This window comes from Eubacterium sp. An3, assembly GCF_002159465.1.
GTDB classification, from domain to species: domain Bacteria; phylum Bacillota; class Clostridia; order Lachnospirales; family Lachnospiraceae; genus Anaerobutyricum; species Anaerobutyricum stercoris.
The window spans coordinates 18913-43193 of the sequence record NZ_NFIR01000006.1 but is presented as its reverse complement, the minus strand read 5'-3'; the positions used below and the strand labels follow the sequence as shown (position 1 = coordinate 43193).

Genomic DNA, 24281 nt, shown 5'->3' with positions numbered 1-24281 from the left:
AAGCTGTCACTGCTTTGTGGCAGCTTTTTCCATATCGGCGATAAAAATGTGTTTTAAATAATCACAGAGATAGAAGGTGGTCAGATTATCGCTTGCTGAAAGCAGTACATCCAGCTCCACAAAAGAATGTTTGTCTTTATAGTTATTTTTATACAGAGTGAGGGAATCCGCATAAGACTTTTGCGAGGTCTGGATGCCCTTATATTTTTTGTCCGGAAAGAGCGGAACGAAATGACCTGTTTTGCGGATATAACATGTGGCAGGTTTGGCTTTTTCCCGAAACCGGCTGTCCACATAGCAGCCTACGGATTTATGGATGGCCCGGTCCTCCTCGGGAAGATAGTAATAGTTTCTGTAATCCGGGTAAAAATATTTCAGAGATCCGCTTGTGACCGGGACAGAGAGTTTCATCAGGTCGCCGGAAATATCAAGGGAGCCAATGGGAACAGTGATTTGTAATGGTCTGGACAGCGGTGCTTTTAGCTGGCAAAAGGCGGTAAAAGAAGCAGAACAGGAAACTTCCCGCAAAGAAAAAGCGCCGTTCATCAGTCCCTGGTAAGAGGCAAGAGGAAGCAGAGCTTCCATACCCCGGATGTCCTCCATATTGTGGAGAAGAAGAATATCCAGCAGTCCGGGATCTTTTTTTATAAGATACTGTTTGTACATGCCGATAAGCTGTCCGCCGCTGTAGAGATCTTCCCGGTCGATGCCAAGGAAATGTTCCCAGTCCTTTTGCTTTCCGTGAGGAAGCCGGAACAAAGTCTGAAAAGGGCGGAGCATCCGGTACAGGTCAAGAGAACCGATGAGATTCAGCCGGAAGTCCATATTATTGAGTTCATAATGGCGATTTAAATAAGGGATATCAAAGCTTTCTCCGTTGAATGTGAGCAGCGGAGCCGGATGTCCGGACAGAAAATCCTGAAGGGCCAGGAGCATGGCAGGTTCGCTGACACCATCGTCGTTAAACCACTGGATAATGTGATAATCATCATTCTCGTGCCAGCCGCATCCGATGAGGTAGAGAATGGTGGCGTCTCTTTTGAGTCCGGTAGTTTCGATATCTATGAAAGTATATCTCCCTTTTCCGGCAGTTTGCGCTGTGCCGGAGGGGAAACAGTAATGTTTTGTGAGCATAAGCAGTCCTTTCTGTTTCGGTAAAATGTTCAGGCAGTCTGTACACTGTCAGCTGAATAGTATCAAAGAAAGGGAGGACTGTCAAATGAGGGGACAAACTCCTTGGTTGTAATTCATCGGGAAGTATGGTATCATTTGATAGAATATAAGTTCGAGACAGGAGTTAAAAAGTTGATTGCATATATAAAAGGCACGGCGGTGTACGCGGATGAAGAATGTATTGTGGTGGATAACCGGGGGATGGGATATGAGGTGAGGACTTCTTCCGCCACCTGTAATCAGGTGCGTACCGGTGATGAAGTCACGCTTTATACATATCTTTATGTGAGGGAAGATATGATCGCTCTTTATGGTTTTTTGTCAAGAGAGGAGCTGAGGGTATTCAAGCTCCTTCTGGCAGTCAGCGGAATCGGTCCGAAGGTGGCGGCTTCTGTGCTGTCGACTTTGAGCGTGGAAGATTTGTATTACGCAGTGATCAGTGAGGATGCCAGAAGTATCGCCCGGACACCGGGAATTGGTCCGAAAGGCGCCAGACGTCTGATTATTGAGCTGAAAGATAAGCTTGATCTGGCAGATCTGGGTACAGGCAATGAAGATGAGACGCCTGCGACAGCGGCAGTCTCAGAAGAAGGCAGCCAGATCATGGATACAATGGAGGCGTTGATCGCCCTGGGATATTCCAACGGTGAAGCGTATCGGGCTGTTCATAAGGTGCCAGGTGCGGAAGCCATGGACGCGGAGCAGCTTTTAAAAGAAGCGCTTAAGATAATTATGACATTGTAGAAATAGAGTTTGGCAGGGTGACAAGATGGACAGAATGATAACGACAGAACTGCTGGATGAGGACGTTGCTGCGGAAGGAAGTCTTCGTCCGGTATCACTAACAGAATATATCGGTCAGGAAAAGGTTAAGAAAAATCTGAACATTTTTATTCAGGCCGCAAAGATGCGGGGAGAGCCTCTGGATCACGTGCTTTTGTACGGACCGCCGGGACTGGGTAAGACGACGTTGGCGGGTATCATCGCCAACGAGATGGGAGGACATCTGAAGATCACGTCGGGTCCCGCCATTGAGAAACCGGGAGAGATTGCCGCGGTGCTGAACGGGCTTTCTGACGGCGATGTGCTTTTTATTGACGAGATTCACCGGCTGAACCGGCAGGTTGAGGAAGTTTTATACCCGGCCATGGAAGATTTTTCCATTGATATTATGATTGGAAAGGGAGCTTCTGCCCGTTCCATCCGGCTGGACCTCCCGCATTTTACTCTGGTGGGGGCGACAACCCGCGCCGGAATGCTCACTGCTCCTTTAAGAGATCGTTTTGGAGTGGTAAACCGTCTGGAATTTTATACAGATGAGGAGCTTCAGACTATAGTGGAGCGCTCGGCAGAGCTTTTGGGTGTGGAGATTGACTGCGACGGCGCTCTGGAGATTGCCCGCAGAAGCCGCGGGACGCCAAGGCTTGCCAATCGCCTGTTGAAGAGAGTGCGTGATTTTGCGCAGGTTCGTTATGACGGAGTAATCAGCCGGCAGGTGGCGGGAAATGCTCTGGATTTGCTGGAGATTGATGCTTTGGGTCTGGATACTACAGACAGAAATATTCTTGACACGATGATCGTCAAGTTTGCCGGGCGTCCGGTGGGACTTGATACGCTGGCGGCGGCCATTGGCGAGGATGCCGGGACTATTGAAGATGTGTGTGAGCCGTTTCTGATACAGAGAGGGCTTATAAAACGGACGCCGAGAGGGAGGGCGCTGACGCCTTATGCTTACGAACATCTGGGCCTTCCTGTTCCGGAGGAAGTATTTTAAAATACAGCGATGCGGGGGGATAAAATGGAAAACAAGACGAAAGTATCTGTGGTGATTGACGGAAAGGTTTATATGCTGGCGGGGAGCAGCAGCGAGACTTTTATGCAGCGGATTGCTTCTTATGTGGATGGAAAAATCCGTGAGCTGAAGCAGCAGAATGGCTATTCCAAGCTGCCGCAGGAATATAAAAATATTCTTCTTTCCTTAAATATTGCGGAAGAGCTTTTTAAGCTTCAGGATGAGGTAAACATTTTTAACCAGGAACATCAGGAAAATGAGCAGGAGCTTTACAAGTTGAAGCAGGAGATGGTGGATAAGGAAATGCGGATAGACACAGCAAATAAATTGGTGATTGAGTATAAAACCAAGGTCAATGAGCTGCAGAAGCGCATTATAGAGCTGGAAACACGGAGTGAGCTTCATGAAACAAAACGAAATGATTCAAAAAACAATGATACAAAGAAAAACTAAGCTGCCGGAGCTTTTGGCTCCGGCAGGTTCTTTTGAACACTTAAAAGCCGCCATAAAGGCGGGAGCAGATGCTGTTTATATGGGAGGACAGCAGTTCGGAGCCAGGGCATATGCAGATAATTTTACCGGAGAGAAGTTGGTGGAGGCACTGCATTATGCCCATTTTTATGACAGACGCTTATATCTGACTGTAAATACCCTCATGAAAGAGAAGGAAATCACGGAGAGACTGTATGATTTCCTTCAGCCTTTTTATGAGGAAGGTCTGGACGGCGTGATCGTGCAGGATGTGGGAGCGGCTGCCTTTATCCGCAAGAATTTCCCCGGCATGGAGATTCACGGAAGCACACAGATGACCATAACAGATGTGTATGGGGCAAGAGCCGCCGCGAGGCTTGGCATGAACCGGGTAGTGCCGGCGCGGGAACTGTCCCTTTCCGAGATTCGCCGTATGAAAGAAGAAGCTGGTCTTGATATAGAAGTTTTTATTCACGGCGCCCTCTGTTATTGTTATTCCGGACAATGTCTTTTGAGCAGCAGGTACGGCGGGCGCAGCGGCAACCGGGGGCGATGCGCGCAGCCATGCCGGCTGCCTTACCGGGTGATGGAAAGAGATTCCCAGTCTTCTGCCGGCGCTCATCTGCTGAGCCCCAAGGATCTGTGCGCCATTTCCTGGCTTCCATCGCTGATTGAAGCCGGTGTGGATTCCCTGAAAATCGAGGGTCGCATGAAAAATGTAGAATATGTGGCAGGAGTAACTGCCATTTACAGAAAGTATCTGGATCTCTACCGGGAGATGGGAGAGGAAGATCTGTCGTTGGACAAAAAACAGGAGCACCGGCAACGAAAATGGAAGATTTCTAAGAAAGATTACGAGGTTCTTGAGGAACTTTACAGCCGCAGTGGTTTCACAGACGGCTACTGGAACCGGCATAATGGTTCTGAGATGATGGCCACGATACATCCAAGAAATCTCGGACGGAAAATCGGATGGGTGCGTCAGGTGCGCCGCGGGCAGATCGCAGTGGAGCTTGACGGGGGGACAATCTTGCATCCGAAGGATATCCTGATTCTGCCGCTGCCCGGTCAGGAAGAGATGGCGCTTACGGTGCCGGAGCATCTTCGGAAGGATGGCAGGAGAATTATTCTGAATGTCCCGGGAACAAAAGCGCTGCGTGCCGGCATGGAAGTATATCGAAGAAAAAATGATAGTCTTTCTTCCTGGATAGAGAATGACATTTTAAAAAAAGAGATAAAATATCCGGTACAGGGAAAAATCATTGTGCGAATCGGCAACTCATCGGAGCTTTTGCTGCGATGCAGAGGGGAAGAGATTCTTGTGTTGGGAAAAGCGGCGGAGCCTTCCGCAAAACGTCCGGTCACAGAAGAAGATATTTATCGGCAGATGAATAAAACCGGAGACGTGCCGTTTTATCTGGAAGATCTGGATGCCGATCTGGAGGAAAATGCATTTCTTCCCATGTCGGCGGTAAAAGAGTTGAGACAGACGGGATTCCGGATGCTTCAGGAGCAGATGGAGCGCCGGGCATGCCGGAGTGTGTCAGAAGAAAAAAATAAAAGAGACAGAAAGATTTCCTTGCAATCAGAAGAAAAAAGTGATACTGTTATTTCACTAAATAACAATAAGAAATTTGATGATTTTCATGCTGATAAGAAAAAAATGGCAGTGGTTTATGATAAGAAAATAGCGGAATTTTGTTTGTCGCATCCATTTTTCAACAGCATCTGCCTCCCTCTGGATTTTTGGGCAGAAGAAGATAGTCTTTCTTTTGCGGCGCAGATCTGCCGGCAGGGGAAGAATGCATATCTGTCTCTGCCTCTTATCTTAAGGGAGGATGAGGCGGCGGCGGACAGCCGAAGCGAACTGTCTGTTGTGTGCCGGTCGCGGCTGTGGTCCGGTATTTATGCGCATACTATGGGACAGGCGCAGTTTCTCTGGGAGATGGAGGACCGAACGGCTCCGGTTTACGCAGCGTCTTCATTTTATCAGTGGAATCATTTTTCTCTGGCGGAGACAAAGCGGATATTTGGGATTGCCGGAGCAGAATTGCCGCTGGAGCTTTCCGGCGGAGAGTGCCGGGAGATGCTTGCAAATAGACAGAAGGACGTGGCGGTCGAATGTTCTGTTTACGGGAGAATTCCTTTGATGAAGTCTGCTCAGTGTATTAAGAAAACGCGGGGCGGATGTGATCGCCGCCAGGAAGTGCTTTTTCTGGAAGATAAGAAGAAGCGCCGTTTGCCGGTTGTGAGCCATTGCAGATATTGTTATAATACCATTTGGTCGGACACGCCGCGGAATCTTTTGGGAGAGGAAGAGGGAGCATTTGTCAGAGGACTTGATGCGGTGATCTTTCATTTCTTTCTGGATGACGAGAGGAGCGCGCGGGAGGCTGTCCTTGATTATGAAAGATGGGAGAAAAACGGATTTGGTCCGGCGAAAGGAAAGGAACCGGACGCATACTGGAAATATGGAATTGAGTAGGTGAGGTCATGCTAAATATTATATCAACAGGATCCAATTACATTTTCATGATTATGTGCGCAATTTACGCTGTGTCTTGTTTTACAGTTTTTCTTCCTTCCACGGAAGACCGGCAGATAAAACGTATGAACCGGCAGGAACGATTCATGTTTATTTTTCATTTTATCTGCTATGGCGTCTTGTTTTTAAAGACATTTGACGTAAAAATACTTATCCTATATGTGGCGCAGGCTGTTTTTTTTAAAGTGCTGATCCTCATTTATGAACGTATATATGCGGATTGTTCGCGTATTTTGATGAATCATACCTGTTTTCTCCTGCTGATTGGCTTTGTAGTTCTGACCCGGCTGGATTTTGCACAGGCCGTCCGGCAGTTTGCGATTGCTGCGGTCAGCTCTCTTGTGGTGCTCATCGTTCCGTATTTTCTGGAAAAGGCATACTGGCTGAAGCGTCTTCGATGGATATACGGGTTGATAGGGCTGGCGCTGCTCGCCTCTGTTTTTGTGATCGGAACAACTAAAAATGGATCGACTAACTGGATTTCCATCGGAAGTTTTGCCATGCAGCCTTCGGAATTTGTAAAGATTGCCTTTGTGTTTTTCCTGGCGGCCATGCTGGAGCGTCCTGCGAGTTTTAAACGGATTTTCGTGACGGCTTTGTTTTCCGGATGCCATGTGATGGTGCTGATCATGGAGAGAGATCTGGGCGGCGCTTTGATTTATTTCGTGATTTTTGTTTTCCTTTGTTATGCGGCCACCGGGCGGGGCGTTTATGTGATCGGCGGAGCTTCTGCCGGCGTGCTGGCAGGACGGCTTGCCTACATATTGTTTTCTCATGTCAGAGCCAGATTTGACGCGTGGACGGATCCATGGTCGATCATAGAGGGGAGAGGTTATCAGATCACCCAGTCTCTGTTTGCCATTGGTACGGGCAGCTGGTTTGGCATGGGGCTGACCCAGGGCAGCCCGTCTGACATACCGGTGGTTGAAAGTGACTTTATTTTTTCGGCTATCGCAGAAGAATTCGGCGTTTTTTTCGCCATTTGCCTGATATTTATTTATCTCGGCGTTTTTGTACATTTCCTGCAGATTGCCATGGATGTGAAAGGACGCTTTTATAAGCTGGTGGCTTATGGATTTTCCATCTGTTTTATTTTCCAGGTGTTTTTGTGCATCGGAGGCGTCACAAAGTTTATCCCGTCCACCGGTGTAACATTGCCGTTGATCAGCTACGGAGGAAGTTCCGTGGCCAGTACCCTGATTATATTTGCAATCATGCAGGGCATTTTTATGATTGCCTATAAGGAAGATGAGGAAGTGGTAGAAGATGAACAAACATCAGAAATCAACACAGAGAGACAGAACGTCCGGTAGACAATCAAACAGGGTGCAGACAGAGTCCGTGAGTATATGGGAACGTCTGGCTGCCCTCTTCGTACCCAAAAAAGGACGGAAGCTCAGGACGAACCGATATATGTTCCACACCAGCCTTTTTGTGGTAGTTATTTTTCTCGGACTGATCGGTTATCTTGTGAAGTTCACAATCTACGACGCTCCGGGGATTATCAACAGCCCTTATAATAAACGCACCACCTCGCTTTCAGAGAAAGTGCGGAGGGGAAGTATCATGAGCGCGAACGATAAGATCCTGGCGGAAACCACAGTGGATGATGAAGGCAACGAGACAAGGGAATATCCTTATGAAAATATGTTTGCTCATGTGGTGGGCTATAATTCTCACGGGAAGGCAGGGCTGGAGTCTGCCTATAATTATGATCTGCTGACCTCTCATGAACAGCTGGTGGAACAGTTGAAGGGGGGCGTCTCGGGAGAAAAAAGCGTTGGCGATACCATTGTCACAACGTTGGATACCCGTTTGCAGAAAGCTGCTTATAATGCTCTGGGTGATTACAGGGGAGCGGTGGTAGCCATTGAACCAAAGACCGGAAAAGTGAGGGCGATGGTTTCCAAACCGGATTTTGATCCCAATGAGCTTGATGATATATGGGAAGAAATTAATTCTGATGAAGATAACAGCTGTCTGTTAAATCGTGCGACCCAGGGCTTATATCCTCCGGGTTCCACCTATAAAGTGTTGACGGCTCTTGAATATATTGAAGAACATCCGGGCTCATATGGAGATTTTTCTTATGATTGTACCGGAGAAACAGTTGTGGACAGCGTGCGCATCAGTTGTTATGAGGACGAAGAACACGGTGAGGTGGATTTAAACGAGGCCTTTACCAAGTCTTGTAATACGGCGTTTGTCACTTTGGGAAGCACGCTGAATCTGAAACGTTTCGCGGCTCTGAATGAGAAGTTTTTATTTGGACAGAGCATTCCTTTTGATCTGTCTGTGAAGCAGAGCCGTTTCGATCTGGATGAGAATTCTCAGAAAAGTGAAGTGCCGCAGACAGTCATCGGGCAGGGAAATACGCTGATGACGCCATTTCATAATGCGCTCATCATGTGCGCCATTGCCAATGACGGCGTATTGATGAAACCGTATCTGGTCGAAAGCGTGGAAAGCTCGGATGGAGCGGTGGTCGAAAAGACGGAACCGACAGAGTATAAAACACTGGTGGATAAGAAGGATGCAAAAACTCTGCAGAAAATGCTTCAGAATGTAGTAACTGACGGTACGGGACGAACATTGGAGACGGATTTATATACGGCGGCAGGAAAGACAGGTACGGCGGAAAATGAGGGAGAACGCTCCCATTCCTGGTTCTTTGGCTATTCCAATGTGGAAGATCCGGATCTGGTAGTCTGTGTTATTGTGGAAAACAGCGGAGCGGGCAGCGAATACGCGGCGCCGATTGCAAAGGAGGTCTTTGACTCCTATTATAACAATGAGATGAAGGATTATTATTCCTGATAAATACGTATGGCAGAGAGAATGATGTCCCTGCGGAAAATATAACTTAAAATTATATTTGCAAAAATCAGTATGCTTTCTTGCAAAGGACAGAGGGATTTGATATACTGATACCAAGTGTAATACACACCAGAATTGTTTGCATAGGAGGAAGAGATCATGATAGAGGCAACAAGTTGTGGTGGTGTGGTAATTTTTCGCGGGAAGATTCTTCTTTTGTACAAGAATTATAAGAATCGGTATGAAGGATGGGTGCTTCCAAAAGGAACAGTAGAGGAGGGAGAAGAGTATAAAGAGACCGCACTGCGGGAAGTGAGAGAGGAAACCGGTGCGAGAGCTTCTATTATCAAATATGTGGGAAAGAGTCAGTATACTTTTAATACCGCCCATGATGTGGTGGTGAAGGATGTACACTGGTATCTGATGATGGCGGACAGCTATTATTCCAAGCCGCAGAGAGAAGAATATTTTGTGGATTCCGGTTTTTATAAATTTCATGAAGCCTATCATTTGCTCCGGTTCCCCAATGAAAAACAGATCCTTGAGGATGCGTATCAACAGTATCTGGATTTGAAAAAGGCGAATCTGTGGGGAAGCCGGAAATATTTTTGAAAAAATATTTCTGAAAAACGAAAGACTGCATATGAGAAAGAGGAAAATCACCTCTTTTCCCATAGGCAGTCTTTTTAGCTGTTGAATGGTTTTCATTATTTTTTGCGGGTGTTGATCCTTGCGCAAAAATAGTCCTGCAGGATTTTTTTGATTTCCTGCATCTGAGCGGCGGTTGTTGGATTGTCATAAGGAATTCGCGCAATTTGCCGTTCCACATAATGGTGTTCCTGTATGATTTCCAGAGTTTCTTCATAGTTGATATCATAATAATAGGCAAGATAGGAGAGCCAGTAGTCCATCTTTGTTTTTCTTGTGGGAGAGTAAATGGATTGGTGATTCATGAACTGTGCCATCACCTCCGGCGTGATGGCAGAACTGCCGACTTCCTCTGCCGACACGCCCAGTATGGTCTCGATGGAATCCTCCAGCTTCACCCGGCAGTTGTCGAGTTTATCGGCGTCCCGAATCAGCCTGGCGTGAAGCAATTCCCTCTCGTCGGTGACGCCCTCCAGCTTAAAATCACTGTGGCGGGCGATGGCGGTACGGATAATACTGTCCCAATCAGTTTCGGCGACGTAGTCCCGGATTCTTCCTTCCTCAAAAAGAATCTGCACGCCGAAAGCCGCGTGATCCATGGTGTCCGGCTCGAAACTGTTATATTTTTTCAGCTGTTCAAACCGTCCGATGTCATGAAGCAGACCGATGAGCTGCGCCAGAATGGTATCTTCTTCAGAAAGATGCATCCGCTCACAAATCCTGCGGCTGCATTCCATCACCCCATAGGTATGGATGATTTTCAGGCGGACTTTGTCGTCCGTCCGGTCGTACTGGTCCAGGTAGGACTCAAACTGCTGCCTTGCGTGAGATAAATCTATGTTCATGTTTTTGTTCCTTTCTAATGTCTTTTATCGTTTTGTTGTTTTGCAGGTTAAAAGCTATTGTAACACATTTTCCGAGGAAGCCCTATATATTTCCTTGTATTACATATAATTCTGCACATTTTTCAATAAACTGCGTGGCATTTTTATTTTTACACCGGAGTCTTAGCATTTTTTATACTGGAGTCTTATGCCTTGCACCTCCGGCTGCCGTATGTCATACCACAGCAGTCTTATACCATACCCCGGCGGTATTCTTTACAAAAGCAGAGAAAAAGACTATAATTGACATGAATTTGCGGGAAAATCCCGTGCAGAAAGCAACAACAGGATGTTATTTACAAAAATAACAGTAAGGAAGGTGAGAAAAATGTGTAATAGAAAAACAGATGGACCGAAGGGAAAGAGAACGTTTGATCATCCGTTTTTACGGTTTATTTTTTTGTGTCTGGGATTGTCCATCATGGCTTTCGGAGTTGCTTTTTCGATTAAAGCCAATCTGGGGATCTCGCCCATATCCACAGTTCCTTACGTGACTTCGCTGATTTCCGGCTTATCGGTGGGAACCACGACTATCATCATGAATTTTCTTTTTGTTTTGATTCAGATTGCCATTTTGCGCAGACAGTATGACTGGTTTCAACTGCTGCAGTTTCCGGCGGCCATCGTTTTTGGAACGATGATCGATGTGGCGGAATATTTGCTGCGGAGACTGCATGTTTCCAGCTATGCGGGAGAATGGCTACTCTGTATTGCCGGCATCGTGCTGATCGCTTTTGGTATCAGCGTGGAAGTGAAGGCGAATCTTGTCACCACCGCAGGCGAAGGCATTGTACTTGCCATCTGTAAGGTCGCGCCGGTGAAGTTCGGCAATATGAAGATGACCTTTGACATTACCCTTGTCTGCATCTCCCTGGTATTATCTTTTGTTTTCCTGGGAAATGTGGAGGGCGTTCGGGAGGGAACCCTCGCGGCCATGATACTGGTGGGTCAGGTCACGAAAGTGACCAATAAATTTCTTGACAAGCCTTGTGGCTTATGGTAAAAACGTAGAGGAATAAAACGTGTGGTTCGGGCAGTTTCTTGTCCGACTCCGCACTGACATAAAATGCTTGCCGCCGGGTAAGAGCAGGAGCGTTGATTTCGCATCGTTAGGCCGTTGAAGATGCGAAGGTCAATGCTTTTCTTTTGCCTTTTTGCAGAAAAACTTAAAAATTTCATGTGAAAAACTAAAAATGGAGGAGAAAAATGTTTCGCGAGATGAGAAGAAAAAAGCAGCAGCTGACGCAGGAAGAAACCATGGTGATATTGCGGGAGAGAACTTCGGGAGTTCTGTCTCTGACAGGAGACGAAGGGTATCCGTACGGCGTTCCGCTCAGCTATGTATATGACGGAGATAAGCTGTATTTCCATTGTGCGAAGGAAGGCCACAAGATTGATGCCATACGGAAGAATCCGAAGGCTTCTTTTTGTGTCATTGCGCAGGATGAGATTGTGCCGGAGAAATACACCACCTGTTACCGGAGCGTCATTGCGTTCGGTTCCGTTCGTATTCTGGAAAACGAAGGAGAAAAGCGCCGCGCCATTGAGGAGCTGGCGCTCAAATATGCGCCGGAGGACTCCGAAGAGAACCGGCAGAACTACATTGAGAAAGACTGGGAGCCGCTCTGTATGCTGGAGATGACTGTGGAGCATCTGTCAGGCAAGGAAGCCATTGAGCTTGTGAGAAGAAAGCAGAAGTGATACGCATGGGCTATGCATTTTATGAGATATATTTTGGGAGGTTTGTATGAAAATGAAAAATCGAGTGCAGGATTTTGCGAAATACGTCTCACTGAACGTGATGGGAATGATCGGTTTGTCCTGCTATATTCTTGCCGATACTTTTTTTGTGTCAAAAGGTTTGGGAACGGACGGCCTCACAGCTCTCAATCTGGCCATTCCCATTTACAGCTTTATTCACGGGAGCGGACTGATGATCGGAATGGGCGGCGGCACCCGGTATTCCATTCAGAAGAGTCAGAAGGACAGTGCCGCGGCTAACCGTACATTTACTCATGCGCTGTATCTGGCGGCAGTGTTCGCCGTGTTTTTTGTGGCGGTCGGACTGCTGTTTGCCGGGGACATCGTCTGGATTTTCGGGGCGAGAGAAAATGTATTCAATATGTCCAGAACATATCTGCGGGTCATCTTGTCCTTTGCTCCGGCATTTCTGCTCAATAACGTGCTGCTCTGTTTTGTGAGAAATGACGGCGCACCGCAGCTTTCCATGGCTGCCATGATAGGCGGAAGCCTTTCCAACGTGGTGCTGGACTGGGTGTTCATCTTTCCGTGCGGCATGGGGATATTTGGCGCGGCGTTCGCCACGGGTCTGGCGCCGATCATCAGCATGCTCATTTTGTCGCCGCATTTTATCCGGAAACATAATAAATTCCATCCGGTGAAATGCCGGCCGCAGGCGAGACAGGCAGGCTGGATCCTGTCCAGCGGCGTTCCGTCTCTGGTAACGGAAGTATCCAGCGGCGTGGTCATGATTGTCTTTAATTCGATCATCATGAATTTGAACGGTAATGTGGGCGTGGCCGCCTACGGCGTAATCGCCAACCTTTCCCTGGTGATCATCGCCATTTACACGGGAATCGCCCAGGGAATCCAGCCGCTCATGAGCCGGAGCTTCGGACTGAAAGATTACGATGCCATCCGGGCGTTTCTGCGTTATGCGATACTGACCATGGCAGTCTTTTCCATCTGCATATACATGATCGTATTTTTCGGCGCGTCGCCGATTACTTCTATATTTAACAGCGAACATGACGCCATGCTGCAGGCTATTGCCATGGACGGGCTCCGCCTGTACTTTATCGCCTGTCCGTTCGCCGGATTCAACATCATCCTGTCCATTTACTTTACGTCCACGCAGCGGCCGCTGCCGGCACACATTATATCCTTGCTCCGGGGATTTATCGTGATCATCCCGATGGCGTTTCTGCTTTCGGTGGTCGCGCAGATTCACGGCGTATGGTGCGCTTTCCCGGCAACGGAGTTTGTGGTGGCGGTGATCGGACTGCTGCTGTTCCGGCGGTATTCGACAGGAGACAGCCGGTAGTCAATACCTTTTCGTTTAAACTGGAAAACTTTTGGAGAGTTCACAGACCGCTGTTTTTCCGATATATTTACGGTGTAAGAAGTAAAACAAAACGCATCGTAAAAGGAGCAGTGATAAAATGAGAGTAAAAAAATTTCTTTCCATGTGTCTGGTTGGTGTGACAGCGGTAAGCCTTTTGGCCGGCTGCAGTTCAGGAAACAGTGGTCAGTCTGGTGACGCACAGCAGGAGACTCAGACAGAGGCACAGAGTACAAATGCCGCACAGAATGAGGCAGATACCTCCTCAGAGAGCGCGCCGGATACTGCGGCGCAGGACGGAGCAGATGCTGCTGCCGAGGCAGACACCACAGCGGAAAGTGATACAGAGGAAGTTACTGACAATGTTTCCGACACAGGAAATGTTCTGGTCGTCTATTATTCAGCGACCGGCAATACTGAAGAAGTGGCCAATATGATTGCGGATACCACAGGCGGCGACATTTTTGAATTGGAGCCGACGGAACCGTACACTGACGCAGATCTGGACTGGACCGATGACAACAGCCGGGTTTCCCAGGAGTACGCAGATGAAAGTCTTCGGGATGTGGAGCTGACCTCCACCACAGTGGAAAACTGGGATTCCTACGACACAGTGTTCATCGGTTACCCGATCTGGTGGGGGATCGCCGCATGGCCGGTAAACATCTTTGTGGAGAACAATGACTTCACCGGAAAGACAGTGATTCCGTTCTGTACCTCAGCTTCATCAGGACTTGGCGAGAGCGGAGAGCTGCTGGAAGAGATGGCAGGAACCGGCGACTGGCAGGAAGGCGAGCGATTCCGCTCAGGCGCAGATGAAGCGGACGTGCAGGAATGGGTCGAAGGCCTGGGATTGTAATTGTCAGGAATATAGAACAGAATATGTCAATATATAAATTGGGCAGAATCGCGTATTCTGCTCTTTTTTTATTTTAAAAGGTAAATTCTGGGAAAATAATCTGTCTGAATATTGTTTCGGATAGATAAGCAAATGGTTCTGTGGTATACTGTATATATAATTCAAAACGAAATTTCAGGTGAGTTTGTGTGAAAGGATGTGAACAAGATGATCAACAGTGAAATCAATGCAATTAAAGACAGAATCTGTATGACTATCATGCCGAAACGGGTCTATCTGTTCGGTTCCTTTGCAAAAGATACCTATAATGAGAACAGCGATTATGATTTTTATGTTGTTGTTCCTGATGATGCCGGTAACAAAATTGAACTGTCCCAGAAAGCATATAAATCTCTCCGCGGAGTTCGGAAGCGTCCGGTGGATATTGTTGTGGGCTATGAATCTTCCTTTGATGAAAGGGCAAAGAAGAATACACTGGAAAAGGTCGTAAAGCAGGAGGGTGTGCTGTTATATGAAAAATGAAAAAATCCTGAAAGAGTGGGTGGAGTTTGCCAGGATGGATTTCCTCACAGCGAAGCATCTGCATGAGTATATGCATCCGAAACCGTTGGAGATTATTTGTTACCATTGTCAGCAGGCTATAGAAAAGCTGTTGAAAGGTGTTTTGATTTCTAAAGGTGTTACGATTAAGAAGACACATGATCTCGGTCTATTAGCAGAAATGCTGCAGGAATATACAGAAGTGGATGAAAAGTATCTTGAAATGTGTGATGATCTGACGCCTTACGGAGTAAAGATTCGATATCCTCAGGAGTTGTTCATTGAAGAATACCATGTAAAGAAAGCTTTGGAAGAGACTCAGGAACTGTATGATTGGCTGTTGACATTGCTGCGGGTAGAAAAGGTGAATTTGGATGCCATAGAAGAGCAAGAAGACTCAGGGGAAGAAAATCATTCTTGATATGGGGCTATATATTTTTAAGTGCCATTTAAAGTGCCAAGAGGTGTTTTAAATGGCACTTTAAATGATATTCTGCGCCGTTTTTCTTTTTTGAAACAGTAAGAGTGAGCTCATAGAGGAACTGATAGGAGAGAATAATTTGGAGGTCAGTATGATTTGAAAAATTAGATATCGGAATTTAGAAAAATTATGCTACCAGTTCCCCTTCTACCACTTACCGAGCAAAAACACATCATAGGAAATTGGAGCAGCTGCTTTCTTAATATGAGCGGCTGAAATGAGGAGAAAAAATGGTTAAAGGCTTTATTGACTTTCAAGAAGGAAAAATTCCATTTGTAATTGAAAATTACCGCATGAACTATTTACAGATAGTGAACTTCTAAAGAATTTTTCAAAAAAATATAATTTCACGACAAACTATATTCTTCATGGACAGTATTTTGGTATAGGAAGTCAAGGACAAACAGCTACTTTTCTAGTGGAGTATTCTATAGGTAGTACTTGCTATTTGCGTTGCTATATCATTGATAGTCTTGCATCAGAAGGCGAATATGAGGCCATAGGTCTTCAGTCTCCGTTTCTTGACGATATTTTCGGGTACAAATATAAATACTTGGATATGGTTAGAGAAGGCATTAATTTGGCATTGGAACCTAAGGACGTGTATGTAATACCGTTTGATATGAATAACAATCATTATGAGTTAAAATATCGTATAGGACATGACAATCGTCTTGGGCTTCTTGAAGATTTTGAGAAAAAGGGAGAACTTCTGCTTACCTTACAGACTGATGATATACAGGAGTGTTATAATATTTCGGTAGTTTTGTACCGTCTAGCAATGTTTATGATGTCTAAAGCAGAAGTGCCATTCAAGCAGATTACTCTGTATAAAAAAGGGATAAAAGCAGGATGGTTTTATTGTCCTCTGGTTTCAGAGAAAGCAGTATCAGGGAATGATGTCTTTTTCAATGAACTTGACATTATGAAATATATACCCAAAATCCTGAATAACATAGCGATAGATTCCGGGAACAAAATAACCAAAAGCATACCGTTAGGACACTTAGGAAGTTTTGATACTTTGTTTTCTCCGCAACGATTTTTGGAACAGGTTATGGCATTTGAATATCTGTTTGAAAAACTAGAGCACAAGAAATCTAAGGATCGAAAATTCCCTCTAAAAGATGAATTGAAATATATGATTAATGAGTTCCCGCAATTGATAAAATCAAACTTATCTTCAGACGAGGTTAGCGAGAAGATAAAGGAAATGAGACGTCAGATAGCCCATGGATATACATATTATTATGATTTTAAAAACGATTCGGAGATCAAATATGTGATTATCCTTCTCGACAAATTGATCAGAAATATGAGTTTATGGTGGGTTGGAGTTTCAAAACAAGAAATTGAAGAATACCCTGTCCTATAGGCTGTAAAATAAGTATTATCGAAAACTGGAACAGTTATTGTCATTGCGCAAGATGTTGAAATGAGGTGAGATACAGTATGATACATTTTTATAATGAGTTGGTTGCCAGAACAGTCGAAACAATAAAGGAAGCCCGCGATTGTACAGACATTCTCAATGACTTGAAGCGTATCGATCAGGCGATCACAGATATTAATTTGTGTGGGAACGTATCTGCCGCTGATCAGCTTGATCGAGAATTACGTCACAAATATCCGTGCATAAATAATATGATAGAGTTTGCTAATTCGATTCCTGTTTCGGAGCTACGATTAAAAAAGAATTATTCTGCAAGTGAAGCAGCACTATTAAATTTAGAGCAGGACTATTATGGAATTCTCTGTGATACTGCAATCAAAAAGCAGATGGTTCATAGTATCAAAGAATTTATCAAAAATGTGGATTAAAAAAAGTGTACGAAAGATAGGGTGAACAAATATGGGGAGAGAAATAGGAGAATTTATTAGCACGAATTGGCTTGATATTCTACTTGTTGTAGTAGGCGCTTCGGCGTTCTATATTTATTGGGCGCAGGAACGCCGAAAAGTGTCAGAAGCTGCTTCGCTAATCATTATGCAGGTTGAGGATTTGCAGAAACGTATACGAGAAATAGGTTCCTATATCTCAGAAGGAAATTTAAACGATACAGCCTTTTATGAATCACAAATTCTATTTAAAATAGACTATTGGAACCAATATAAGCATTATTTTATTCGTAAATTGGATTCTTTTAGTTTTAATGCCTTAGATGAGTTTTATAATTGTGCTGCTGAAATTCTTGAACAACAGGAATTGATGAAAAATTTGCAGAAGAACTTTTTCTTTTATACACAACAACCATTATGCAGATGGAGGGAAATGCAATCTTACAAGTTTTGAATTCGTGTAGTCAAAATCCAGTCGATGCTAATGAGGTAGTTAAAGGATTAGTCGCAACTATTCCCGAGGGAATGAATGGTGAGAAAAAGCAGGCGGTAGAAAATATGCTGAAACAATTTAGTATCGCGAATCAAAATAGAAATTACGACCAGTTTTGGAGTCTTTACAAGAAAGAAAAGCAAGACATTATTATGGCGGTTAATCAGAACGCGCTTGACAGGTATACTCCCGTCCAAATTAGAATCAGCATAGAGAATGCATTGAAAAAGTTAAATGCTATTTCTATTATTGGGTGTGAGGGGTATACAAAAATGAAAAAAATCGCTAGGAGAAAAATTTGATATAAAGGATTTCAGTTTTTTAGAATAGAATGGATTTATGGGGGAGTTCAGATGACACAAAACACACTTTTGTATTCCATTAAACCAGTAAAATCAAGGGCAAGGGGAGACGACCTCCGGTTTAGTACCCAATTTGGCAAGGGCATCGCCGCATGACCGGTAAACAGCTTTGTGGAGAACAATGATTTCACCGGAAAGACCGTGATTTTGGTCAGACTCAGATGAAGCGGACGTGCAGGAGTGGGTTGAAGGTCTGGGACTGTAATTAAATAGTTGAATTTAGAAAAAGGCATGATTTGGGAGTGAGTCATGTCTTTTTATTATAAAAGAGAATTGTCAGCATGCGAAAAAGAGGCATCTGCAGGCAAAAATATCATACTTTGCGGAGGTGACTTTTATATCGTCCATTTCAGTATGCTTTCAGAGTATAGTTATATATGTGTCTTTGGCATTGTACTTTCTGCGAAATGTAGATTATTCTGTATATAGAGAAGAATACGACAATGAAGGAGGAAACGAATAAAGATGAGGAAAAATATAGTTTGTCTGATTTTAGGAACCGCCTTGCTGGGGGCTACGCTGGCAGGCTGCGGAAATGAAGATGCGACATCTGCAACTTCTGAGAGCTCTACGACATCTACGACATCCGCAACATCTGCGACTTCTGCAACCTCACAGTCTGAAGGAGAATCCGGGACACAGACTACCGAAACGGAGGGAGAGGCGGTTCCGGGAGAAAGCATTCAAACCAATGGCGGCGAAGTTATTTCTCTTGCCTCTCTGGAACATCAGGATGCAACTTCGGATACTGTTGTTTATTTTACATCTGATATCAGTCCGGAGGCCATGGTGGCGGCTTATGATGCTCTGGGTACGGGACTGACAGGTGAGAATATCGCGGTGAAGCTTTCCACCGGTGAGCCGCCTGCCAGCAATTATCTGGATCCGGATCTGATCGTTGACCTGGTACAGCAGGTGAAGGGAACGATCGTGGAAAATAATACTGCTTATGGCGGGCAGCGCTCCGGCACGGCCATGCATTATCAGGTGGCTGAGGATCACGGATTTACAGATATTGCAGATTTTGTGGTGCTGGATGAGGATGGTTCCACATCCCTTCTGGTGGAAGGAGGAACACAGCTTACGGAAAACCTTGTGGGGGCACATTTTCCGGAGTATGACGGCTATCTGGTACTTTCTCATTTTAAAGGGCATGCCATGGCAGGATTTGGCGGCGCCATCAAGAATATATCTATTGGCATGGCATCGCAGGAAGGCAAATGTCTGATACACACAGCAGGAGAGAGCCATACCAGTCCGTGGGGCGGTGAGCAGGATCCGTTTACAGAGAGCATGGCGGAAGCAGGAAAATCTGTGGTGGATGCCCTGGATGGGAATATCCTCTACGTCAGTGTTATGAATCACCTGTCCATCGACTGCGACTGTGATGGAAATCCTGCAGAGCCGGATATGCATGATATTGGAATTCTGGCATCCACAGACCCGGTGGCTCTGGACCAGGCCTGCGTGGATTTAGTATATGCATCTCAGGATGACACAGAATCTCTTATTGACCGGATGGAGTCACGCAACGCAGTCCATGTGCTGGAGCATGGAGAAGATATCGGACTGGGCAGCCGGACCTATCAGATGGTAAGTATCGATGAGTGAGATATTTGAGATTCTGCACAGAGAGTTCGTCTATATCTGGTATTACTTTGATGTGCAGCTCCGACAGATCTTAGGCTATTGGGCATTGGGTATCCTGCTGGGCTCCTGTGTCTCCGTTTTTCTGAAGGATAAGATCTATGGTCTGCTCAGGGGTATGAGCCAAAGTCAGATGGGTTTGCTTGGAATCGTTCCGGCAAGTCTGCTTGGAATTGCTTCTCCTCTATGTATGTACGGCACGATCCCTCTGGCGGCCTCTTTCTCCGGAATCGGCATGAGGGATGAGTGGCTGGCCTCATTTATGATGTGCTCGATTTTACTTAATCCACAGCTGATCATTTACAGTACAGCGCTGGGAACAACGGCGCTGGCTGTGCGGATCGTGTCCTGTTTTTTTGCGGAATTACCGCCGGTTTGCTGATCCGTGTCTTTGGGAGAGGAAAGCCGTTCTTCCGCTTTGACAGCTTTGACGAGCCGGTAAGCCGTGACACCGATCCGAATCTTCTGATTCGCCTGTTGAAAAACATTGGACGAAATATCCGGGCCACAGGTCCGTATTTTCTGATCGGCGTTCTGCTGTCAGCTCTTTTCCAGCGGTATGTGCCGGAAAATCTGATGACCGCGGCATTCGGAGGGAATGAAGCCTTTGGCGTGCTGATGGCGGCCACTGTGGGGGTGCCGCTCTATGCCTGCGGAGGTGGAACGATTCCGCTTCTCCAGGCATGGCTCATGGACGGGATGAGTATGGGAAGTGCGGCAGCCTTTATGATCACCGGTCCATCCACGAAGATTACCAATCTGGGAGCGCTGAAAATTGTACTGGGCGTAAAAAACTTTGTAATATATCTTATATTTGTTATGATGTTTTCCTTTGTCACAGGATTGGCCATTAATCTTCTGATATAAAAACTTCTTGACCGATTGTTACTACCGGATAATATAATCGTCTGTATAAACCGATGGGGTTCATCGGAATGTGACACATTTCAACGTATAAATGGTATGGTATTGCTGTATCTTCTTTGGTGCAAAAGGAGCGCAGGTAAAACACGGAAGTGAGTTGGTCATTCCTATAAAATGAGGGAACAGCCGCCCGCCAATTTTCTTGACATGTGATTCGATATCTTCTATCATTTTCTTATAGTTTGTCCATAAAGAAAGTGTGAGGGTCTATGTCAAAGATGGAGGTAACAGGGTTCCCGACGGAGCTTCTGCTCCTGTTTACCCTGTTGATCTGGGCGCTTTATTTTCTGATATTTTATTCCAGTCCCAGAAATAAAGTGAATCAGTGGAGCTGTATCTGCGGCTTTTTGCTGAGCATTGGGGTTTTGAAAGAATACATTTACTACAGCGGGATATTCTATGGCAAAGAGATCCTGCTTTTTGGTGTGCTCTATTCTCTGGATGATCTTCTTAATTCCATACTCACAGCAGTCCTCTATTATGTAGCCATGCCCTGTGTGATGATTTTCAGTTTTCATTTCTGCCATCTGGAGGAATATTGGCCGAGAATCACGAAAGTGCTCAAAGTGCTGGTTTTTCTGCCTGTTGCATGCTTTGGCATCGTCTATCCCTGGAGTCAGACCAGGGAGATACCTGTGACTAATCCGGAGGCATATACCATTGTGGCGTCCTACAATCTGATTTATGGAGTCATTGCCACGATCCTGATCATTGCGACGCTGTTTCGGGAACGGCGGGAGATTTCGTTCCGCCAGCGGCGCCTTGTTTCGGTCATTGCGCTCCTTCCTTTATGGTATTGGTTGATCACCCTGTTCTGTTTTCATCTTTTAAAGCTCCATGAGCTGGATAAAGCCTGGCAGGGAAACGCAGTGATTCTGTTGCTCTTATTCATTTATTATGTGCGGCATTTATTCAAAGGCGGCGTATGGGGAATGCGTCTCAGCCGGGAATATTTTGATTGGTCCGGCGACTCCACGGACATTTCTGTCAATGAGCGGTATCTGATCCATATGCTTAAAGGAGAGGCGGCAAAGATTGGCTGGTGTTCCCACTATATCCGCAGTCTGGGTGTCTCCGAGGTGGACGATGAACTCACGATAATTGATAATTCTGTCCGGCATATGGAAGAATTTGTGAGAAGGAGCAGTCTGTATTCCGATGAGATTGTTCTTCAATGGTCGGAAGTTGAGATAGAGAAACTTTTTCAGGAAATAAAAGAGGAGACGGAAGCCCGTTGGAAGGGGGAAGTCCGGCTGAATATTTCTGAGGCCGCCGAACCGGTTTCCTGCGACTATTATTATATGAAGGAAGTGCTTCTGAATCTGACTGACAACGCATTAGACGCTATGGGCGACGATGGAGTTCTTAAACTTACCTGCAAGAGACCCCGGAAAAACATTGTTCTGCTGAGCGTCTCCGATAATGGATGCGGTATTCCACAGGAGGATATTCCACGGCTTTTTACCCTTTATTACAGCGGCCATCACGATGCTTCCCATTTTGGTATGGGATTGTCTTACTGCCAGAAGGTGGTGAGGGCACACGGCGGATATATCCAGGTGGAAAGTTCCACCAATCCGGAAAGGCACGGAACGGAATTTACCATCTGTCTTCCTGCCGGCGGACGGAGACAGAAGAGAAAAAAACGCGGGAATAAAAAGCACAGGGGAGAGAGGGGATAGCAGATGACAGAGAATGTCCGCGTATTTATTGTGGAGGACGATAAAGATTTTATATTTCTCATAAAGAAAATGCTGGAAAAACAGCCGGAAATCGAGGTGATCGGTTCTTGCAGCAAAAAAGAAGAGGCGGTGCAGATGGCTTGCGCCCTTCGCCCGCAGATTGTCATCATGGATCTGAATCTTGGCATTTCCGAGGCGGACGGCATCCGCATCTCCAGAGAAATCCGTCTTCTCACCGACGCTAAAGTCCTGATTCTGACCTCGCTGGACTCTCCTGATATCGTGCTGAGAGTAGCGAAAGAAGCTTTTGCTTCCGGTTACATTTTCAAGAACCAGCCTAACCTGCTGGTGGAAAACATTCTGGCGCTGGCCAGGGGCTATACCGCCCAGGAATATCTCATCGCATCCATGGCTCTCTCGGGACTGACGGAAGCGGAGATGGGGGTTTTTCAGATGCTCATGGGCAAGGATATAAAGCTACAGTCGTCTCCGAAGACTATAGCTAATCAAAAAACTAAAATTCTAAAGAAACTGGGTCTGGAAAGCCAGCGGGAGCTGATGCATATATTCAAACTATTTCGTAATTAGAAAAGGAAATCCTGATCACCGCGTGAATCGTAACTAATCCCCGGTATGGAGGGATTTCTTTTTTTGCCCGGAGAATGCAGGGCTTTTTTTAATAAATATTTTTCCGGCTCCGGTTGCAAAAGAACAGAAAATATATGATAATAGTATGAAACAGGATGTTTTTGCGCGGAGAGGAGGTTTTATTGTGGGATGGAAACCGCTGCCCATTGGCATTGATGATTTTAAAAAACTGATCGAACAGGGTTATTATTACCTGGATAAATCCCTGCTGATAAGATGGCTGACATGATTCGTTCTCTTTTCGAGTCTGTGCTGAAATCTAATGAGAATCTTGCCTTTGCCGTGGTGACCGGCTGCCTTCGTATCAGTAAAGAGTCTATTTTTTCAGGGCTTAACAACCTCAATGTAATTTCCATCACCAGCGACGCCTATGCGGAACATTTTGGATTTACGCAAAAAGAAGTAGATGATCTGCTTAAAGCTTATGATCTGCAGGACAATGCCGATATCGTCCGGGAATGGTATGACGGCTATCGGTTTGGTGAGACGGAAGTTTATAATCCCTGGAGCGTTATCAACTATATACAATCCTGTTATAGAAATAAGAAAGCATTGCCGAAACCTTACTGGTCCAACACCAGCTCCAACAGTATTGTCCGCACTTTGGTGGAAAAAGCGGATTTGTCGGTTAAGCAGGAGATTGAATCTCTCATCGAGGGCAGGACCATTATGAAACCGGTTCATGAAGATATTACTTATGAGGACATGTATTCCACACAGAACCACCTCTGGAATTTCCTCTTTTTCACCGGTTATTTAAAGAAGGTCAGTGAAAGGCAGGAGGAAGAAAATGTCCTGATGGAACTGGCCATTCCCAACAGGGAGGTCCGGTACATTTACAAGACTACAGTTCTGCGCTGGTTTGAAGATAAGACCAGACAGAAGGAATTGTCGCCTCTTTATGAGAGTATCCTGGAAGGAGATGCAGAAAAAATAGCGGAAATTCTCTCAGAGAATCTCATGGAAACCATCAGTTTTTATGATTATCAGGAGAGCTATTATCATGGTTTCCTGGCGGGAATGCTGAAAAATATGAGCGGTTATATCGTCCTTTCCAACCGGGAATCCGGCAGTGGCCGTCCGGATATCCTGCTGAAGTATCCCAGCGTAAAAGGTAAAGCGGTAATTTTTGAGGTTAAAATATCAAAAACTTATCAGGAATTACAAAAGAAATGTGACGAAGCCCTCCGGCAGATTGAGAGGAGGGATTATGCAGCTTCCCTTCGCCAGGAAGGCTATCAGGATATTCTGGCATACGGAGTGGCTTTTTACAGAAAAGAATGTCTGGTGAAAAAATGCGAAAAACTGTAATGTATTTCAGACGCTATCTCAGGGGAATCCTAAACAATTTAGGATTCTCTCTTTTTATGCTTTTATCATGGTAAAATTAGAAC

26 protein-coding genes are annotated in these 24281 nt (G+C 45.6%); 24 read left to right on the top strand and 2 right to left on the bottom strand.

Annotated elements, in window-relative coordinates:
• Positions 1-6 precede the first annotated feature (6 nt).
• Positions 7-1134, bottom strand: coding sequence for a ribonuclease H-like domain-containing protein (locus tag B5F87_RS07715; RefSeq protein ID WP_087279262.1), 1128 nt, complete (start codon positions 1132-1134; stop codon positions 7-9).
• Between the two features lie 102 nt (positions 1135-1236).
• Between B5F87_RS07715 and ruvA the strand changes: the two genes are divergently transcribed.
• The 7 genes from ruvA to B5F87_RS07680 all read left to right on the top strand — a co-directional run bounded on the left by ruvA (position 1237) and on the right by B5F87_RS07680 (position 9410).
• Positions 1237-1917 (top strand): Holliday junction branch migration protein RuvA, encoded by a 681-nt coding sequence (ruvA, locus tag B5F87_RS07710; RefSeq protein ID WP_204246062.1) that lies wholly within the window; start codon positions 1237-1239, stop codon positions 1915-1917.
• Between the two features lie 25 nt (positions 1918-1942).
• Positions 1943-2947, top strand: a complete 1005-nt coding sequence (gene ruvB, locus B5F87_RS07705) for a Holliday junction branch migration DNA helicase RuvB (protein WP_087279255.1) — start codon at positions 1943-1945, stop codon at positions 2945-2947.
• 24 nt (positions 2948-2971) lie between these two features.
• On the top strand, positions 2972-3418 hold the full coding sequence (locus tag B5F87_RS07700) for a cell division protein ZapA (RefSeq protein ID WP_158096993.1): 447 nt from the start codon (positions 2972-2974) through the stop codon (positions 3416-3418).
• Positions 3369-5921: a U32 family peptidase gene (locus tag B5F87_RS07695; protein WP_087279250.1), complete on the top strand. Its 2553-nt coding sequence runs from the start codon at positions 3369-3371 to the stop codon at positions 5919-5921. The genes B5F87_RS07700 and B5F87_RS07695 overlap by 50 nt, the downstream gene beginning before the upstream one ends.
• A 125-nt stretch (positions 5922-6046) precedes the next feature.
• Positions 6047-7294, top strand: coding sequence for an FtsW/RodA/SpoVE family cell cycle protein (locus B5F87_RS07690; protein ID WP_242964324.1), 1248 nt, complete (start codon positions 6047-6049; stop codon positions 7292-7294).
• Positions 7248-8798: a penicillin-binding transpeptidase domain-containing protein gene (locus B5F87_RS07685; protein WP_242964323.1), complete on the top strand. Its 1551-nt coding sequence runs from the start codon at positions 7248-7250 to the stop codon at positions 8796-8798. Before B5F87_RS07690 ends, B5F87_RS07685 begins: the two co-directional genes overlap by 47 nt.
• A 159-nt stretch (positions 8799-8957) precedes the next feature.
• Positions 8958-9410, top strand: a complete 453-nt coding sequence (locus B5F87_RS07680; RefSeq protein ID WP_087279243.1) for an NUDIX domain-containing protein — start codon at positions 8958-8960, stop codon at positions 9408-9410.
• A 95-nt stretch (positions 9411-9505) separates the two neighbouring features.
• Here B5F87_RS07680 and B5F87_RS07675 read toward each other — a convergent pair whose 3' ends face one another.
• Positions 9506-10291 carry an HD domain-containing protein gene (locus tag B5F87_RS07675; protein WP_343215739.1) on the bottom strand — a complete coding sequence of 262 codons (786 nt, stop codon included), beginning with the start codon at positions 10289-10291 and terminating at the stop codon, positions 9506-9508.
• 367 nt (positions 10292-10658) lie between these two features.
• Here B5F87_RS07675 and B5F87_RS07670 point away from each other — a divergent pair, with 367 nt between their 5' ends.
• The 17 genes from B5F87_RS07670 (at position 10659) to B5F87_RS07600 (ending at position 24198) form a co-directional block, all read left to right on the top strand.
• The gene (locus B5F87_RS07670; RefSeq protein WP_087279241.1) at positions 10659-11333 is read left to right on the top strand and encodes a DUF6198 family protein; all 675 of its coding nucleotides are present in this window, start codon (positions 10659-10661) and stop codon (positions 11331-11333) included.
• A gap of 203 nt (positions 11334-11536) precedes the next feature.
• A complete protein-coding gene (locus B5F87_RS07665; RefSeq protein ID WP_087279238.1) occupies positions 11537-12031 on the top strand; it encodes a pyridoxamine 5'-phosphate oxidase family protein in 495 nt (164 codons plus the stop codon).
• A gap of 46 nt (positions 12032-12077) precedes the next feature.
• A complete protein-coding gene (locus tag B5F87_RS07660; RefSeq protein WP_087279235.1) occupies positions 12078-13394 on the top strand; it encodes an MATE family efflux transporter in 1317 nt (438 codons plus the stop codon).
• A gap of 118 nt (positions 13395-13512) precedes the next feature.
• Positions 13513-14271 carry a flavodoxin gene (locus B5F87_RS07655; protein WP_087279232.1) on the top strand — a complete coding sequence of 253 codons (759 nt, stop codon included), beginning with the start codon at positions 13513-13515 and terminating at the stop codon, positions 14269-14271.
• A gap of 207 nt (positions 14272-14478) precedes the next feature.
• A complete protein-coding gene (locus B5F87_RS07650) occupies positions 14479-14793 on the top strand; it encodes a nucleotidyltransferase domain-containing protein (protein WP_087279229.1) in 315 nt (104 codons plus the stop codon).
• Positions 14783-15232, top strand: coding sequence for a HEPN domain-containing protein (locus B5F87_RS07645; RefSeq protein WP_087279226.1), 450 nt, complete (start codon positions 14783-14785; stop codon positions 15230-15232). Before B5F87_RS07650 ends, B5F87_RS07645 begins: the two co-directional genes overlap by 11 nt.
• 508 nt (positions 15233-15740) lie before the next feature.
• Complete coding sequence (locus tag B5F87_RS07640) at positions 15741-16667, top strand: hypothetical protein (protein ID WP_143405233.1); 927 nt, start codon at positions 15741-15743, stop codon at positions 16665-16667.
• Between the two features lie 77 nt (positions 16668-16744).
• Entirely contained in the window at positions 16745-17113 is a 369-nt protein-coding gene (locus tag B5F87_RS07635) for a hypothetical protein (RefSeq protein ID WP_087279220.1), read from the top strand.
• Positions 17114-17144: 31 nt separating this feature from the next.
• A complete protein-coding gene (locus B5F87_RS07630; RefSeq protein WP_087279217.1) occupies positions 17145-17585 on the top strand; it encodes a hypothetical protein in 441 nt (146 codons plus the stop codon).
• Positions 17555-17926: a hypothetical protein gene (locus B5F87_RS07625; protein ID WP_143405232.1), complete on the top strand. Its 372-nt coding sequence runs from the start codon at positions 17555-17557 to the stop codon at positions 17924-17926. The genes B5F87_RS07630 and B5F87_RS07625 overlap by 31 nt, the downstream gene beginning before the upstream one ends.
• A gap of 525 nt (positions 17927-18451) precedes the next feature.
• Positions 18452-19597, top strand: a complete 1146-nt coding sequence (locus B5F87_RS07620; protein ID WP_087279210.1) for a DUF362 domain-containing protein — start codon at positions 18452-18454, stop codon at positions 19595-19597.
• On the top strand, positions 19590-20015 hold the full coding sequence (locus B5F87_RS21695; RefSeq protein WP_343215738.1) for a permease: 426 nt from the start codon (positions 19590-19592) through the stop codon (positions 20013-20015). The genes B5F87_RS07620 and B5F87_RS21695 overlap by 8 nt, the downstream gene beginning before the upstream one ends.
• A complete protein-coding gene (locus B5F87_RS21690) occupies positions 20009-20500 on the top strand; it encodes a permease (protein ID WP_343215737.1) in 492 nt (163 codons plus the stop codon). The genes B5F87_RS21695 and B5F87_RS21690 overlap by 7 nt, the downstream gene beginning before the upstream one ends.
• A gap of 266 nt (positions 20501-20766) precedes the next feature.
• On the top strand, positions 20767-22239 hold the full coding sequence (locus tag B5F87_RS07610) for a sensor histidine kinase (protein WP_242964321.1): 1473 nt from the start codon (positions 20767-20769) through the stop codon (positions 22237-22239).
• Between the two features lie 3 nt (positions 22240-22242).
• A complete protein-coding gene (locus B5F87_RS07605; protein WP_087279208.1) occupies positions 22243-22827 on the top strand; it encodes a response regulator transcription factor in 585 nt (194 codons plus the stop codon).
• Positions 22828-23011: 184 nt separating this feature from the next.
• Positions 23012-23116: an AAA family ATPase gene (locus B5F87_RS20950; RefSeq protein ID WP_158096992.1), complete on the top strand. Its 105-nt coding sequence runs from the start codon at positions 23012-23014 to the stop codon at positions 23114-23116.
• Positions 23113-24198 (top strand): AAA family ATPase, encoded by a 1086-nt coding sequence (locus B5F87_RS07600; protein WP_242964320.1) that lies wholly within the window; start codon positions 23113-23115, stop codon positions 24196-24198. Before B5F87_RS20950 ends, B5F87_RS07600 begins: the two co-directional genes overlap by 4 nt.
• Positions 24199-24281 lie beyond the last annotated feature (83 nt).